Below are 17,754 nucleotides of genomic sequence, written 5' to 3'. Positions count from 1 at the left end.
AGCGGGCATACCGCACCGCCGAGTTAATCACGCACAATTGTCCAGCGTCTCGCAGTGCTGGGTAGCTTGTGCCAAGTCCAACAGGTCACGCAGCGCGACTGCAATCATCGCAAAATCGGTTCCATTGGCGGCCTGTAATTCATTGACCATGGATTTCCAACGCGCAATTAATAATTGATGCTGCGCACTCCAGCGCTCAATAAGCTGCTCCAAATCCATCGTATCTTCCATCAACCTTACTAACGCCACACTCAGATTGCGCAACTGTGATTCCAGGTCGCCCAGGTAGGTTTCGCGCGCCATGGCCTGCCAAAAATTATCCACTGGCAAATTGGAAATCTGTGCAGAAAACCAAGGCAAACTTAAATAATTTCCCAATGCAAAATACACTTTAGCCAAACTTTCCACGGGCTGATTGGCAATGCGCGCGGCCTCTATCACACTTAAACCGGAATAGAGATCGGCTGGGTGTGCCACACGTTTAATAAGCGTTTCTGGTAAACCCAGCGCACGCAAATGGTCTGTAGCGGCCAACCATTCCTGCAATGTCTCACCATTAAGTAAATGCACTAAATTTTCATTGATATGCATCATACCCGGGATAAATAGCTGCACTTCGGTTGCAGGGTTTAAATAACTGCGGCGATTGCGCAAAAACCAGCGTGTCGCGCGGCGAATTTTGCGCATCATGCCGTTAATCATTTGCAACTGCAGTGCAGATGAAATACTGATTGATGTTCGCTCAAGCGCGATTAAAAACTCGGGCATAGCGTAAATATCACGAGCGATTACATAGGCTTTAGCAATATCGTCTACACTCGCACCTGTAGATTCCATCAAGCGCTGCGCAAAACTAATGCCCATGGTATTTACCATATCATTGGCAATTTGCGTGGCGACTATTTCATGGCGCAAACGGTGATTGCGCAACGCCATGGGAAATAACTGCGAGATTTTTTGTGGGAACGCCGTTTCAATAAATGCCGCCATGTAATCATCGTCGGCAATTGCGGCTTGCGCGAGATCCTCCTTTAATACGGCCTTGGCGTAAGAAATGAGGATCGCCAACTCGGGGCGGGTTAAGCCTTTACCTTGTGTTTGTCGTTCCAATAAATTCTCATCACTCGGCAAAAACTCCAATTTGCGATTTAACCGCCCCTGCTGTTGCAAAGCATTCATCATCCGGCGATATTCCGCGCTGCGCGCCAGCGCATCCGACTGCGCCACACTTATTGCTTGCGCTTGACGGCGATTGTTATAGAGCACTAGCTGGGCTACGTTATCGGTCATATCTACCAATAATTGGTTGCGCTGTTTTTGGGTGAGATCACCATTAACGACAATTTCATTTAATAAAATTTTGATATTGACCTCGTGGTCCGAACAATCCACACCACCGGCATTATCAATAAAATCCGTATTGCAGGCGCCACCCTGCAAACAGTATTCGATACGACCGCGCTGAGTCATACCCAAATTACCGCCTTCACCAAATACTTTGCAGCGCAATTGTTCGCCATTAACGCGCAAACTGTCATTGGCCTTATCACCCACCTCGGCATGGGTTTCAGCCGCTGCTTTGACATAAGTGCCTATGCCGCCATTCCAAATTAAATCTACCGGCGCCTGCAATAATTGATGAATAAATTCGGTGGGTGTGAGGTTGGTCGCATCGATTGCAAAACGCGCGCGTATTTGCGGGGTGAGCACAATCACTTTTGCGCTACGCTCAAATACGCCACCGCCTTCGCTGATTAAATGTTTAGCGTAATCACTCCAGCTACTTTTAGGCAGTGCAAACAACCGTTGACGCTCGGCAAAACTGGCGGCAGGGTCAGGTTCGGGGTCGATAAAAATATGCTGATGGTTAAACGCGGCCACCAACTTCAAGGCTGATGAAAGCAACATCCCATTGCCAAATACATCACCCGCCATATCACCAATACCTAACACGGTAATGGGTTGGCTTTGCACATCAATTTCTTTTTCCAAAAAGTGGCGCTGCACGGAAATCCACGCACCGCGTGCGGTAATACCCATACCTTTGTGGTCATAACCCTGACTGCCACCTGAGGCAAAGGCATCCCCCAACCAATGGTTATATTCCTGAGAAATTGTATTGGCGATATCAGAAAAACTGGCGGTACCTTTGTCCGCCGCTACCACCAGGTAAGGATCATTATCGTCGTAACGCACTACATTATTGGGCGTTACCACACTGCCATCAATTAAATTATCGGTAAGGTCTAATAAGCCGCGAATAAACCATTGGTAACACGCTATCGCTTCTTGTTGTTGCTGTTCACGCGTGGCATTGGCAGGCATTTTTTTGCACACAAATCCGCCCTTGGCACCGCTCGGAACAATCACCGCATTTTTAACCTGCTGGGCTTTTACCAAGCCCAACACTTCGGTGCGATAATCCTGCAGGCGATCTGACCAGCGCAAACCACCACGCGCTACTTTACTGGTGCGCAAATGCACACCTTCCATACGTGTTGCGTACACAAAAATTTCAAACAATGGTCGCGGCTCGGGAACTTCTGCCAAACCTCGCGGTGAAAATTTAATGGAGAGATAAGGTTTATAAGCACCGAGTTCATCGCACTGATAAAAATTGGTGCGCAAACTATTATCGATTAGCGCCATAAAACGACGAATGATGCGATCGTCGTTCAGGTTTTGTACCTGATCCAAATCGCCAACAATGCGCGAGCGAACTGCGTCGATTTGTGCGGCTGTAGATTCACCCTGCACAAGCGGATCAAATTTGTGGTGAAACAATTCAACCAGCTGGCGCGTTAGATCGGCTTGATTCACCAGCGCCGTCGCCATGTAATTAATACTGAAAGGAAATAAGGTTTGATGCATATAATTGGCATAGGCGCGCAGCATCACCACTGAGCGCCAGTGCAAACCTACACTACCCACCAAGGTATTAAACGCATCGTTATCGGCATCGCCCTGCCAAATAGCAATAAAAGCATCGGCAAGTACGGTTTTTAGCGCTGAAAATTCCAGAGTAGATTCTGCTTGATGCGCGAGTTTGAAATCATGCACCCACACCACCTGACCAGAGGTGCTACGAATATCATGAGCACTTTCACTGATAACCCTGAAACCCAAATTCTCCAACACCGGAATAACATCGGACAGTGCCAATGTGGTTGTGGGGTGAAAAATTTTGAACTGTAAACTTGCGCCCTGCTCCTGACCACGCAGCTGGTAAATACTGAGCGCGATAGGTACAACATTTGTGCTGCTGCGCGGTATCTGCTCCAGCAAGGATTGAATTGTGTGAATATCCTGCACAGCGGTGCGCGCATCATATTGCTCCTGATACGCCGACGAAAAAGCATCGCGAAACTCGCGCAACAGTTGGGCACTGGCCTCTTCGCCATGAGCTTCCTGCAGTGCGCCCAGTAAAAAATCTTCCCAAGAGCGGGTGATATTCACAATACCGGCTTGCAGTGCCGCGACATCCACCTGTAGCGGCACATTTTTATCCAATTTAAATACCAGATAAACCCGAGCCAAAATGGATTCAGAAAAATAGGTGGTAAATTCGCATTCGTGAGAGCCTATGGCCTTGCCAATAAGCTCCTGAATGGCCAAACGAATTTTGGTAGAAAAATAATCGCGCGGCACATAGATAATAAAGTTAATAAATTTGCCAAAGGGATCGCGTCGCATAAATAAGCGCACCATGGAGCGCTCATTAATTCGCGCAACACCCATCAAGGTTTCGTATAGCTCGGCACTGCTGCTCAAAAATATTTCGTTGCGCGGAAAGGTATCCAATAGCTGACGAAAATTTTTGCCATCGTGACTGGATTCCAATAACCCGCTGCGAGCAAACACCTGGGCAACCTTGGTGCTAATCAGTGGGATATTCGCCGGGTTCATCAAATACACTGCTGAAGTGTAGAGCCCGAGAAAACGCGCCTCGCCAATCACTTCACCCTGGGCATTAAAGCGTTTGATGATTACATAATCCGAATAGGCATAACGATGCACGCGTGCGCGCAACGAGGATTTGGAAAACACAATGGGCTGCGGCACCAAATGAAAGCGCGCCATACCTTCGTTGAATAAATCCATCGCCAGGGTTGATGGTGGTGTATCGCGCAGGGCAAAAATCCCCAGTCGCTGGACGGGAATTTCGCGCAGTGTTTTTTTGCCCTCCAGCTCACAAAATTCGTACTCGGAATAGCCGAGAAACGTGAACTTATCCTCTGTGAGCCAGCGCAAGAAGGCTTTGGTTTCCTGTACATGGGCAACGCAGGCGGCATCCTGCATAAAGTTCAAATTCTGTTCTGCGGCCAATGCGGCGGCGCGCATGGGTTGGTAATCCCTGACCACCTGTTCCACCTCAGCTAATACACTGCGCAAACCGCTGGTGATGGCCGCCAGTTCTTGTGCGTCACTGTGCGCACTGATCTCCATCACGATTAATGCTTCGTGATTTTCCGTGGTCGCTGCACCATTGCGCGCCTGTACGCTGACTAACTGCTGGCCGTCGCGCTCTACTTTCAACACGGTGCTTTTGATGGTGTAAATGGGAATGCCACGGCGATTTACCTCAATGCGCAGCGAATCCACCAAAAATGGCATGTCGCGCTGTAAAACGACCAACACCGTATGGGAACTGACCCAGCCATCCTCGGCCAGAGTTGGATTAAACAGCCGTATTTTCGGCTCGCGGCGGTCAAACAGCACCATAAACTGCCACCACTGGTACACACTGCCAAACACATCGCTCAAGCGTTTGCCGAGCAATTCATCGAGCGGATAGTGGTTGAAAAACATGCTGGCAAAATCGCCAAATACAGGCTGCTCTGCGGTAGGTAGCTGCTCGTTGGCATAACGCGTAAATTCTTCCAAAAATTCGGCTGGCTTATGCTGGCTCACCAAAGTACTGTTCATGGCATATGCTCCTGTTTGTGCCGCGACTGTATTCTTTAAGCCTAGTCGAAAAATCACTGTAAACACTTGAAATTACAGGGAACCGACACCAGTAAGAGCAGTCTATTTAGCACTTTTGTGGCGCTGTCGCGCGTACTCGTAACGCCCTCAGCAATGACTAACCCTTAATCGCCCTCTTGATTACAACACAAGGTCTTCAACTCCAATGCAGGCATATCAACAATTACAGTCTCTGAACACCTGGCTTAACGATCAAATCATCGGACAGGAACATTTGACCCAGCGCCTATTAATTGCGCTACTTGCCGATGGCCACTTGTTAGTTGAAGGCGCGCCCGGCCTTGCCAAAACCAAGGCGATTAAAACCCTGGCTCAGGCTATTGAAGGCAACTTTCATCGCATTCAGTTCACTCCGGATTTATTGCCATCCGATGTTACCGGTACCGATATCTACCGCCCCGAGCAGCATCGCTTTGAATTCCAGCCCGGCCCGATTTTTCACAATTTAGTACTCGCCGACGAAATCAACCGCGCGCCCGCCAAGGTGCAATCGGCGCTGTTGGAAGCTATGGCTGAGCGGCAAGTGAGTGTGGGCAGCAAAACCTACCCACTGCCTGGTTTGTTTATGGTGATGGCGACACAAAACCCCATCGAGCAAGAAGGCACATATCCGCTACCCGAAGCGCAACTCGACCGCTTTTTATTACATGTGGTGGTGGATTACCCCAGCATTGATGCCGAGCGCCGTATTTTAAAATTGGCCCGCAATGAAGCCGCCGCGGTAAGCAGTGAACAACCGACGCAAATTTCCCAGGCAACCATCGAAGCCGCACGCAAAGAAATTCTGGCGATTCACATGGCCGAAAGTGTTGAGGACTACATCGTCCATTTGATCAACGCCACCCGCCGCCCCGCACAATACTCGGCGGAATTGGCCGGGCTGATAGAATACGGTGCCAGCCCCCGTGCCACTATCGCGCTGGACCGCTGCGCCCGAGCACACGCCTGGCTGGAAGGCCGCGACTTTGTCAGCCCCGACGATGTGCAAGCCGTGGCCCACGATGTACTGCGCCATCGCCTGATTTTAAGTTTTGAAGCCGAGGCAACCGGCACCACACCCGATCAGGCTATCAGCCAACTACTTGCTGCCGTACCTTTGAGCTAATTGTTATGCGCAACCAACAGCAAGTTAAAAATGAGCAGCAGGAATTGAATCCGCGCGGTGCTTACACCGAATTAGCATCGTTATTGCGCTGCCGTTTTTCCGCACAAGATCTAAAACTCTTCGCCCACAGGCCGGCACGCAGTTTATTGTCGGGCGGTGAACGCACCCGATTTCGCGGGCGCGGGATGAATTTTGAAGAAGTGCGCCTGTATCAACCGGGCGATGATATTCGCTCCATTGATTGGCGAGTCACCGCGCGTACCCAAGTCGCCCACACCAAAATTTTTCGCGAAGAGCGCGAGCGCCCGGTATTTATGCTGGTGGATCAACGCTCACCACTTTTTTTTGGCAGCACGCGCTGTTTTAAATCCGTACTCGCGGCGCACATTGCCGCCCTGCTCGGTTGGGCGGCGCTGGCCAACGGTGATCGTTTGGGCGCGCTGGTATTTGGCGATTACGATCAGCGCGATGTACGCCCGCGCCGCAGCAAACATGCGGTGCTGGAATTATTGCATCAGCTGCAGGACTACAATCACCGCCTTGTATCGCCGCTCATGCCCGAACCTGGCACGCTAGCCAATGGCCAACCGCAACAAGCAAACCGCCTGCAAGACATGTTGGGCGATGCACGACGTATCGCCAAACCAGGTTGTGCACTGTTTATCATCAGCGATTTTCACGATATGGATGAAAGCGCCGAGCAACAGCTGTTTGAGCTGGCTCGCCATACCGATGTCACCCTGATTCATATTTACGATCAACTCGAACGACAATTGATCAGCAACTCAGCGCTCACCATTAGCAATGGCCGTGAACGGTTGCAATTAGCCGCAAACGAAAAAGCATTTCAGCAAGCCTATAAAAATCAATTTGACCGACACCTGAACTTGCTCACAACCATCTGCAAACGCCTGCGTATTCCACTGCTAAGTTTTGCCACGCAAGACGATGTTCAGGATGGCTTGCGCAAAGCATTCGGACGTAAAAAATAAATTCACTGAAAAAGAACAATAGTTACTTATGCAACCGCCACCTATGCAAGCAACACCTTCACCACTGGATCAATTAGCCGACATTCATTTGCCCGACAGCCTAAGCTGGTGGCCACTCGCACCTGGCTGGTGGGTTTTAATCGCATTATTCATCATTGCCATTATTGGCTTTTTTATCTGGCGCACGCGCAAACAACAAAACTATTACCGCCTTGTTGCCCAGCAAGAACTCGCCGCTATTTATACGCAGTATCAGCAATCACAAGATACCGCTGCCTATTTGCACTCGCTCAGTGTGTTGTTGCGCCGCACCGCAATCACCGCTTACCCACAGAGTTTTAACGCCAGCATTAAAGGTGCAGAGTGGTTGAGTTGGTTGGATGCTGTTTGCCCGGCGCTCAACCAAAAATTTTCCAGCGAGCTCGGGCAAAGTTTATTAACCAGTGCGTACCAGAAGAATCCGCAGGTGGATGCCACCGGTTTGTACCAGCTCAGTGAGCAGTGGATAAAACTGCATTGCAATCATCGTCAAAAACTTCCCAGCCTACAAAAAGCCACCACACAAAAAGCTAGCGCAACAGCGGAGGCCAACCATGTTTGAAATGCATTGGCCTTGGTTACTTCTGTTGGCTCCCCTGCCCTTAGTGATGGCATTTATTCCCGCTAAAAAACGCATTGAAGCGGCGCTGCGGGTACCCTTTTATCAACACGCCAGCCAACTCGAACAACACAGTAAACTCGGTATTAATAAACGCCCGGCAAAATTATTGGCGCTGTGGCTGATTTGGATTTGTTGTTTATTCGCGGCGACCAATCCCCAGTGGGTTGGCGAGCCAACCAGCATGCCCTCGAGCGGGCGCGATTTATTAATGGCGGTGGATATTTCCGGCAGTATGGAACAGACCGACATGGCCATTGCTGGCCGTCGCGTAACGCGCTTGATGGCCGTGAAAAAAGTAATTGGTGATTTTGTGGTGCGCCGCAATAGCGACCGCATGGGGTTAATTTTGTTTGGCGCCCAAGCTTATTTACAAGCGCCGCTAACTTATGATCGCAAAACCGTTAATCAATTATTGCAAGAGGCACAAATTGGTTTTGCCGGGCGCGAAACTGCGATTGGCGATGCAATTGGTCTCGCGGTAAAACGCCTGCGCGATCGCCCGGATGCCAGCCGTGTACTGGTGCTCTTAACCGATGGCGCCAATACTGCCGGACAACTCTCACCCGACAAAGCCACCGAACTGGCGCAGCAAGCAAAAATTAAAATTTACACCATCGCGTTTGGCGCTGAGTCAATGGAGGTGCCAGGTATTTTCGGTTCGCGTACTGTTAATCCATCGCGCGATCTGGATGAGCCAGCCATGGTTAACATCGCCGAAAAAACCGGCGGCAAATATTTCCGCGCTCGCAATTTAGAGGAGTTAGATAATATTCATCGCGAGTTGGATCGCCTTGAACCTATTGAAATGGAAACGGAAACATTTCGCCCGGTACAAACCCTATTTTACTGGCCACTGGCTATCGCTTTTCTGCTGAGCCTCTTGCTCGCCTGCCTGCATATTTGGCAAGGCCGTGCAGCGCGTGTGGAGCATGCATAATGACTATTGAATCACTCCTTGCACAGTTTCATTTTTTGCGCCCTTGGTGGTTAGGTGCACTACTGCCCGTGGTAATTATCGCCCTATTGCTTTGGTATCAAAAACACAACGCCAAACAATGGCAGCAAATGGTTGCACCTGAACTTTTACATTATTTATTGGATGGTCAAACCACGCGCATTAAACCTTGGCAATTATTGGCCTTATTGTTTGCGTGGGTTGTGAGCTGCATTGCACTCGCGGGCCCCAGCTGGGAAAAACGCCCGGTGGCAGTGGAACAAAATCAGCAAGCACTGGTAATTATGTTAGATCTCTCCCCATCCATGATGAGCGAAGATTTAAAACCCTCACGTCTGGTGCGCGCCCGCTTAAAAATTGCCGACATGTTACGCCAGCGGGAAGATGGTCAAACCGCCTTGTTAGTTTATGCCGGTGATGTGCATGTAGTGACACCACTCACCGACGATACTGAAACCATTAACAATATTATTCCCGCACTGCACCCCAACATCATGCCAGCGCAAGGCAGCAATACCGAAGCGGCCGTCAACCGCGCACTGCAATTATTAAAAGACTCATCCATTACGCAAGGCGATTTATTGTTAATCACCGACGGCGTGGATGAGGATGCGCAATACACAGTGCGCGATATTATGAATCGCGAACCGCAATATCGTTTGTCGATTCTCGGTGTAGGTGGTGATACTCCCACACCCATTCCCAGCAGCAAAGGTGGTTTTGTGCGCGACAACGCACGCAACATAGTCACCACCAAACTTAACAGCGACGAATTGCAACAATTGGCGAGTGATAGTCGTGGCCGCTATCGCACACTAGCGAATACCAGTCGTGATATTGATTACCTGCTCGATTTCCCCGCACCGGCACAAGCAGAAACCCAGCGCGTTGAACGTGAGTTTGATAGCTGGTATGACCGTGGCCACTGGCTGGTATTACTGCTGCTCCCCATAGTGCTGTACAGTTTCCGACGCGGTGTGCTGTTGAGTTTATTGTTAGTTCCACTAATTGGCTTAACACCCAACACCAGTTATGCCATGAGCTGGGACGATTTATGGAAAAATAAAAACCAACAAGCCCGTGAACAATTACAACAAGAACAAGCCGCCGCCGCGGCACAAACCTTTACCGACCCGGAATGGAAAGCCAGCGCCCAATATAAAGCAGGCGATTACGCGGCAGCCGCCAAAACCTTTGCCGACTTTAATACTGACCGCGGGCATTACAACCGTGGCAATGCACTGGCAAAAGCAAATCAATTAGCCGAAGCATTAAAGGCTTATGACCAAGCACTGAAATTAAATCCCGATTTGGAAGATGCCAAAAAAAATCGTCAGCTAGTGGAAGAAGCACTGAAGCAACAACAAGAACAACAAGAACAACAAGAACAACAAGAACAAAATCAGGATCAAAATAAAGAGCAAAACAACGAGCAAAAGAAGGATCAGCAACAGCAGGAAAATAGCGATCAGCAGCAGGATCAACAAAATAATCAGCAGCAAAGTGATCAGCAACAGGATCAGTCGCAAGAAAACCAAGCGGACAATGAACAGCAAAATCAACAAAATCAGCAGAACGAACAACAATCTTCAGCTGATCAGGACGAGCAACAAGAAAACGCTGAGCCTGAACAATCCGATGAAGAAAAATCTGACGAGCAAAAGGCCGCCGAGGCTGCTCAGCGTGAGCAAGAGGAACAGCAAGCAGCGGAAGCCCAGCAACAAATAGCTGAACCTACTGAGGATGATTTAACCGATGAAGAACGTCAGGCCATGGAGCAATGGTTGCGCCGTGTTCCGGATGATCCGGGCGGTTTGCTGCGCAACAAATTCAATTACGAACATTACAAACGCAATCAGGAAATTATGAATGGTGATTGGACACCGCCTGAAAACGGGGCTGAAAATCGCTGGTAATTTTTAACGTATCACTTTCCAGCCAGCAACCAAAATACAAAATGCGTATTGCTCTCCATAGCGACGGAACAGAATGATGAAAGAATCCAGCTTTAGCATGAAAAAATGTGCACGCCAATTAGTGGGCTTTATATTGATGATCACCGGACTCAATGTTTACGCAGGCAACCTCACCGCCAGCGTCGACCGCGATACACTAGGGCTGGAAGAAACCTTCACGCTGGTATTGCGCTACGACGAACAAATCAATGCCACGCCGGACTATGAGTTGCTGCAAAAAGATTTTGATATTCTCAATACCCAAAGCGGCACCCAGATGAGCATTATCAACGGCAATATGGAAGCCTCCACCGAATGGAAAATTGCACTTGCACCCAAACGCATCGGCACCCTACTTATTCCTTCGTTCACCATTGATGGTGCCATTAGCGATGCAATCCCCATCACCGTGGAAGGAAAAAGCCGTACACCCAAAAATAACGACAGCCAGGTCAATGTAGAAATTGAAACCAGTAAAGACAGCGCCTATGTGCAGGAGCAAATTATTGTCACCTTGCGCCTCTATACTACGGTGGGTTTGAGCGGAATCGATTTACAACCGCTGCAAGTAAAAGATGCACTGGTAATGCAACTGGATGAAAAACAATATCAAACCAAAATCAATGGCCGCCCTGGCGCCGTAGTAGAAACACGCTACGCAATTTTCCCGCAACAAAGCGGTGAACTGATTATTCCCGGGGTGCTTTATCAAGTATCGCTTGATTCAGGGCAGCGCGATTTGTGGGATAGATTCTATGGCAACAGTCAAAGTAATATCCTGCGTTTGCGCACCGAAGAACAACGCCTGACGATAAACCCCGCACCAGCCGCGTATAGCCAAAACTGGTTGCCGGCAACCAAGGTGGAATTAGTTGAACACTGGAGTGCCAGCATTGATTCACTCAAAGTGGGCGAACCAATTACGCGTACTATTACAATCAAAGCGGATGGTTTAACAGCCGGACAAATCGCACCGCTCCAATTACCGAATGTGGATGGACTCACTTTTTACAGTGATCAGGCGCAAACGGACGACCAAAAAAATGCTCAGGGAATGATAGGCTCGCGTATAGAAACCATTGCGATAGTACCCACCAAAGCCGGCCGCTTTACGCTCCCGGAAACAACTGTGTCATGGTGGGACACCAACAAACAAACGCAACAAACTGCAACACTTCCAGCAATAACACTCAATGTAGGCAGCGGCGCTATGTCACCCAACAATATGGCACCGCCTGTCGATACACAGACTGAAGATGAACAAACAAACAGTATTCCGCTTAATACCGACTTGAGCAGTATTGCTGCCGAAAGCTCAGTAGTTGCAACAAAAACACCGGTTTGGCTTTATGCGTCCAATTTAATCACGTTGTTGGCAGCGTTATTTTTTGCGTGGCGTTTTTGGACAGCGAAGCGGGAATTAACACAACGGCAGGATAACAAGCAGCACCTGCTAACTCGCGAACATGAATCGGAAGCCGCCGCTTGGGCAGACGTTAAACGCGCACTGGGTGATAAAAACCTGGCGTTGTTGCGTAAAGCCATTCTTAGTTGGAGCCAGATTTATTGGAACGATAAAACCTTAACCAGTTTGCACGGTGTCGCCCAACGTGCCAAAACACAGCCGCTCACTGAGGTATTACAACAATTAGATAGCGCTATTTTTAGTAACACAGCCAGCACACTGGACAGTGAAAACCTGTTGCAGTTATTGGCCAACCTCCGCCGCCGCAAATACAAAAAAACGGCTGCCGGTGAACCCCTGCAGCCGCTATATAAACGTTAAAAAAATGAAAGTGACGCTCCGGCGCTCACTTTCAATATCTAGCCGCTCAATTTGGCGATCAAATTGGTTAAGCACATGCTCAATACAACGGGTCGCCAATTTAAAATAATCTGCGGCCTGAATGCTGGGGCGATCCACCACCAGTTGGGTTTCAATGCAATGTAATAAATGGTGTATTTCGCTACGCGATTGTTCCGGCCAGGTTGCATCAACACTGGATGCAATTTTATTGCGCAGGTGATTCAACTGAATACGCAACACACTTGAGCACTGCCCTTTCGCTGCCACGCCTGTTCCCAACGCACGCGCCTGCCCGATGTATTCGGCAATGGATAACAGGTAGCGCCAATCGGTATCCATCGCATCGCCGGTAACTTTAGTAAGGTGGTGCACGTCCGCAACGTCATCAATCAGATAGAGCAAGTTGGCGATAAGAATATTGTGCTGCTTAAAATTTTTATCTGCATCGCCCTGCATATAAAGCACACTCAGCCGCGACCAATGATCGACCAGACTGGACCATTTAACATTACTGCGCATCCATTCGCCGGACGAATCTACGTCAGACATAGTGCGTTTTATATTCTGCTCAAGGGATTCAATATCCTGCTTGGCCGCGGCATTACCATTGATAAACCCTGTGGTTAGACCCCGGTGTTGCTGAATGTAAGTAAGCAAACCGCGCAACAGTTTTATGTAGGCAATACCCTGCACAAATAATTTACTAGCTTGATTGCGCCTGTGCTGTAGGGAAACCATTAAAAATAATAAGAAACCTGCAGGAACCGCCAGTAGCACAATGGTGAGCAAGAGAGGAGTTTCCATTATTTTTACTCCGCTTGGTGGGTCAATTTATGTAAGTGGTCTGCAATCTCTGCCGCTTGACCGGCGCGAAAACTATTTTGATTGGCTAGGTCGGCAACAGTCTCTATATGTTTTGAAATTTCGCGCGCGGCAATACTCTGTTGACCGGCAGCAACTGCAATTTCATCAATTAAACTGAATACAACATCCGTGGTGGTAAGAATAGATTTTAATGAAGCATCGGCACTGGCAACTTCTTGCAACGAGTTATCGGTTTTTTCCACCACACTTTTCATACTGCCCAATACCTGCTGCATACTCTCTTGTACGCGGGCAATATTGGTTGCAATTTCTACCGCAGAACCATGACTGCGAACTGCCAGTGCACGAACTTCATCAGCGACTACTGCAAAACCGCGCCCATGCTCACCTGCACGCGCCGCTTCAATCGCCGCATTCAATGCCAATAAATTGGTTTGCCCGGCAATATCACCAATGATTTTGGACATTGAGGTAACGTTTTGCATAAGCGCATCCAACTGACTCACACGCACTTCGGTTTCGCGCGCGAGGCTCGCTACGTCATTCACTTCACGGCTTGCACCCGCGAGAGACTGCCCTCCCTGCTTACTTAAATCGCACGCGCTAGTTGCCGCATCACGCGCGGCAGAAATTCGGCTACTAATGTCATCAATACTGTGGCTGATCTCAGTAATTGCCGCCGCACTGGAGATAGTGGCATTGGATTGATAGGCCGCACTTTTGGAAACTTCTTTTGCGTTGGTGGCGAGTTCCAATGAGGAGTGGCCCATTTCTTTTACTGCATCTTTATATTCTGCATTGCGTCGTTGGCGCGCTTTAAAAACCTCGATAAACGTATCGTGCAAACCGTGTAATGGGCCAGTCACTAATTGATTCCAGTCAACAGTTTGTTCGCGATCGACAGCGGACAAATACTGTTTTATTCCCGCAATATCTTTATTGACCCCACCCACAACACCCAGGATCAAAACCACGATGAGTAGTAGCGGCACAATCAACCAAAGGCTCACACTATTTAGCGCGATTGCTCCGGCTACCAACAGCAGATTGCCGAATATCGCCACCAGTAAAACCCAGGATTTAACTGAGGCAACCGCCTGCCCCAAGAAACGCACCATCACTTACCTCCACACCACAAAACCAACAACTCGTTAACCGAACCACAACCTATCGCCCAAAAGTAGTGCAAAGAATTTTTTAAGAAAATTGAAATTACCGCCTGCACTCGCCCTTTAACGGGGCAACAAAACCACTTGCGCACCAAAAACTATACATTCGAAAGCTAGGTGCCAGAACCAAAGCCCTATTTCAAAATCATAAGATGCTTGCTTCAACATTCATGCCATATCTGAGGTACAAGAAGATCAGGCAAAAAAAATGGCCGCTCAGTGAGCGGCCATTTTTAGTCTAATGATTGAGAAAACTTGCTAGTGCTGTTTAACGCACGCCGCTATGCCAAGCTTTTGCTTACCACCTCAAATACATCCTTGGAGAGATTGGGCTCTGCCAAGATTCGCTCCAACTCTGCTTTCATCAGTGCCTGGCGAGCCGGGTTATATTTTTTCCACTTGGTTAAGGGGGTTAACAAGCGCGCTGCAATTTGTGGGTTTTGTTTATTCAGGTGGATAATTTGATCTGCCAAAAACTGATAACCCGCACCCTCGCCTGCATGGAAGTTAATCGCATTGGCATTACAGAAACTGGCAATTAACGCGCGAATTTTGTTCGGGTTTTTCCCATCAAACCCCGCGTGTGTTTGCAGGGCTTTGACTTTGGTAAGCGTGTTGGGCAATGCGCAACTGGCCTGCACACTCAGCCACTGGTTAACCACTAAAGACTCGTACTGCCAGCGCTGATAAAAATCGGCCAGCGCCTGTTCCGCCAACTGCTGCCCAAGCGGGGCCTCACTGTTGACCAATTGCGTCAATGCCGCCATCACATCGGTCATATTGTTGCTGGTGCGATACTGCAGCTCACAGGCGTGAATCAGATTTTCATCATTGAGCAACATTAAATAAGCCAGCGCGACATTTTTTAAACTCCGCGCCGCAATCGCATCGGCTGTTGCACTGTAGCTTTGCTGATGATCGTAGGCTTGATAAATACGTTCAAAATCTTCGCGCAATTCTCGCGCCAGTGCTTTGCGCACGGCGGCGCGACTGAAATGAATCGCCTCAACATCAACTACATCAGTCAACTCACTTAAATACGCTTCCGTTGGCAGGCTGAGCATGTAAGCGACCATTGCCTGATCAAGACTTTCATCCTGCAATACGCTGCGATAAGCGGCGATCAAATCTGCATCTACCACCCAACCCGATAAATCACCGCCCTGCTGGTAGTGCTGCATAGCAGCATAAATGGCTTGCAAGCCCAACTGCTGACTCGCTTCCCAGCGATTAAAACCATCGCTGTCGCGGCTCATGAGTAATACCAAATCGGCACGGCTGTATTGGTAATGCATTTTTACCGGGGCGGAAAAACCACGCAGCAAACTGGGCACCGGTTTTTCCTGAACACGCTGAAATACAAACGTTTGTTCTGTATCCCTCAGCTCGATAACTTTGTGTGTATTATCGCCCGTTTCAAAATCTGGCTCGGCATCTTTTAAATAAAGCGGTAAATCCCCCGCACTGCCCAATAAGCCCATTGCAATCGGGATATGGAACGGCAGCTTGTGTGCACACTCGGGCGTGGCAGGGCAAGATTGGGTGATGGTCAATGAGTATTCTTGCGCATCTTCGTCGTAATGATCGCGAATTTCCAAACGCGGTGTGCCCGCTTGTGAGTACCAGCGTTTGAATTGGGTTAAGTCGCGACCAGAAGCATCGGCGAGCGCCGCAACAAAATCTTCCGTAGTGACCGCCTGTCCATCGTGACGTTCAAAATATAAATCTGTGCCTTTGCGGAAATTTTCTTTGCCGAGCAAGGTGGCGAGCATACGAATAATTTCTGCGCCTTTTTCGTACACAGTCATGGTATAAAAATTAGAAATTTCGATATAGGACTCAGGGCGAATCGGATGCGCCATGGGGCCTGCATCTTCCGCAAATTGCAAGGTGCGCAATAGGCTAACGTCTTCGACACGTTTCACAGTACGCGAACCCATATCGGCGGAAAATTCTGAATCGCGATACACGGTAAAACCTTCTTTTAAACTCAATTGAAACCAGTCGCGACAGGTGACGCGGTTACCGCTCCAATTGTGGAAATATTCGTGGGCCACTACACCCTCTACGCGCTGGAAGCCGCCATCGGTCGTGGTTTCCGGTTTGGCGAGCACACAGGAGGTGTTGAAAATATTCAGGCCTTTATTTTCCATCGCGCCCATATTGAAATCGTCCACCGCGACAATCATAAAAATATTCAGATCATATTCGCGGCCGTAAACCTCTTCATCCCAACGCATGGAATTTTTAAGCGAGGTCATGGCGTGGTCGCACTTGTCCAGGTCTTTGGGTTCTACAAATATTTTCAGTGCGACATCGCGCCCCGAACAAGTGGTGAAACTATCCTCGATATGCGCTAAATCACCTGCCACGAGTGCAAATAAATAAGCCGGTTTTTTAAAGGGATCATGCCAGGTGGCATAGTGGCGATTATTTTCCAGTTCGCCCTGATCGATTAAATTACCGTTGGATAACAGCACCGGGAATTTTTTATCCGCCACTACCGTAGTGGTGAATTCGCTCATTACATCGGGGCGATCGAGGTAATAGGTAATTTTGCGAAAACCTTCTGCTTCGCACTGGGTGCAGTACATAGTGCGAGAGCGATACAAACCCTCCAGCGAGGTATTGGCCTCCGGTTTTATTTTGGTGATGGTTAATAATTTGAATTCGGCAGGCGTATTAAAAAGCGTGAGGCTCTCCTCGCCAAATTCATAATCGCCCTCACCCAAGACTTTTCCATCCAGCGCGATAGAAACTAACTCCACATCAGCGCCATGCAACTTGAGTTGAGTTGCAGGGGCAATTGCTGCAGGGTTGCGATACAAATCTAACATAGCGCTGACAATCGTTTCACCTTCATAAATTTCAAAACGCAGATCCGTCGTTCTGATTAAATAATCAGGTACCTGATAATCCTTGAGATAAATCGTTTTAGGTTGTTGGTTTTGAGCGGGAAGCGATTGTTCAACAGCAGTCATAATAAATTCCTGAGTCGCAGAAAGATGAAGGAGTTATTCAACCCACTTGATGGGTTTATCGGTGTGGGCATGATCGTGATCATGGTCGTCATCACCACAAAAGGTATGTGGCTCAGGTGGAATGTAACCCGTGTGCTGCTCTGGCGGTAAATTTTTGTGTTCGTAGGCAATCACTGCCTGCATACACAATTGTCTCTGCTCGGCAGAGAGACGATTACCATCTGCCCATTTACCCAGCTCTACCGCGCGTTTTAAATTTTGATAAATTTCTGGCGTAAGGCTGGACAGTAATTGGTGTAAATCCATAAGAAGACTCGT

11 protein-coding genes are annotated in these 17,754 nt (G+C 48.8%); 6 read left to right on the top strand and 5 right to left on the bottom strand.

What is annotated here, in order from left to right; all coding sequences use genetic code 11:
• Positions 1–27: 27 nt before the first annotated feature.
• The gene (locus NNX04_RS01945) at positions 28–4,926 is read right to left on the bottom strand and encodes an NAD-glutamate dehydrogenase (protein ID WP_261947322.1); all 4,899 of its coding nucleotides are present in this window, start codon (positions 4,924–4,926) and stop codon (positions 28–30) included.
• Positions 4,927–5,131: 205 nt separating this feature from the next.
• On the opposite strand from NNX04_RS01945, the gene NNX04_RS01940 reads away from it, so the two are divergent.
• The 6 genes from NNX04_RS01940 to NNX04_RS01915 all read left to right on the top strand — a co-directional run bounded on the left by NNX04_RS01940 (position 5,132) and on the right by NNX04_RS01915 (position 12,440).
• Positions 5,132–6,091, top strand: coding sequence for an AAA family ATPase (locus NNX04_RS01940; RefSeq protein ID WP_261947321.1), 960 nt, complete (start codon positions 5,132–5,134; stop codon positions 6,089–6,091).
• Positions 6,092–6,096: 5 nt separating this feature from the next.
• Positions 6,097–7,083 carry a DUF58 domain-containing protein gene (locus NNX04_RS01935; protein ID WP_261947320.1) on the top strand — a complete coding sequence of 329 codons (987 nt, stop codon included), beginning with the start codon at positions 6,097–6,099 and terminating at the stop codon, positions 7,081–7,083.
• A 28-nt stretch (positions 7,084–7,111) separates the two neighbouring features.
• The gene (locus tag NNX04_RS01930; RefSeq protein WP_261947319.1) at positions 7,112–7,684 is read left to right on the top strand and encodes a DUF4381 domain-containing protein; all 573 of its coding nucleotides are present in this window, start codon (positions 7,112–7,114) and stop codon (positions 7,682–7,684) included.
• Positions 7,677–8,681: a vWA domain-containing protein gene (locus NNX04_RS01925; RefSeq protein WP_261947318.1), complete on the top strand. Its 1,005-nt coding sequence runs from the start codon at positions 7,677–7,679 to the stop codon at positions 8,679–8,681. The genes NNX04_RS01930 and NNX04_RS01925 overlap by 8 nt, the downstream gene beginning before the upstream one ends.
• Entirely contained in the window at positions 8,681–10,615 is a 1,935-nt protein-coding gene (locus NNX04_RS01920; protein WP_261947317.1) for a vWA domain-containing protein, read from the top strand. Before NNX04_RS01925 ends, NNX04_RS01920 begins: the two co-directional genes overlap by 1 nt.
• Positions 10,616–10,688: 73 nt before the next feature.
• A complete protein-coding gene (locus NNX04_RS01915; RefSeq protein WP_261947316.1) occupies positions 10,689–12,440 on the top strand; it encodes a BatD family protein in 1,752 nt (583 codons plus the stop codon).
• Here the strand turns inward: NNX04_RS01915 and NNX04_RS01910 are convergent.
• The 4 genes from NNX04_RS01910 to NNX04_RS01895 form a co-directional block, all read right to left on the bottom strand.
• A complete protein-coding gene (locus tag NNX04_RS01910; protein WP_261947315.1) occupies positions 12,426–13,265 on the bottom strand; it encodes a nitrate- and nitrite sensing domain-containing protein in 840 nt (279 codons plus the stop codon). The two genes, NNX04_RS01915 and NNX04_RS01910, sit on opposite strands and share 15 nt — an antisense overlap.
• A gap of 5 nt (positions 13,266–13,270) precedes the next feature.
• Positions 13,271–14,404, bottom strand: a complete 1,134-nt coding sequence (locus NNX04_RS01905; RefSeq protein ID WP_261947314.1) for a methyl-accepting chemotaxis protein — start codon at positions 14,402–14,404, stop codon at positions 13,271–13,273.
• A 332-nt stretch (positions 14,405–14,736) separates the two neighbouring features.
• Complete coding sequence (gene pepN, locus NNX04_RS01900) at positions 14,737–17,436, bottom strand: aminopeptidase N (RefSeq protein WP_261947313.1); 2,700 nt, start codon at positions 17,434–17,436, stop codon at positions 14,737–14,739.
• Positions 17,437–17,469: 33 nt separating this feature from the next.
• Complete coding sequence (locus NNX04_RS01895) at positions 17,470–17,742, bottom strand: YeaC family protein (RefSeq protein WP_007641894.1); 273 nt, start codon at positions 17,740–17,742, stop codon at positions 17,470–17,472.
• Between the last annotated feature and the right edge of the window lie 12 nt (positions 17,743–17,754).

This window comes from Cellvibrio sp. QJXJ, assembly GCF_024452345.1.
GTDB lineage: Bacteria > Pseudomonadota > Gammaproteobacteria > Pseudomonadales > Cellvibrionaceae > Cellvibrio.
Note: the sequence above shows the minus strand (reverse complement) of the source record. Positions and strands in the feature narration are given on the sequence as shown.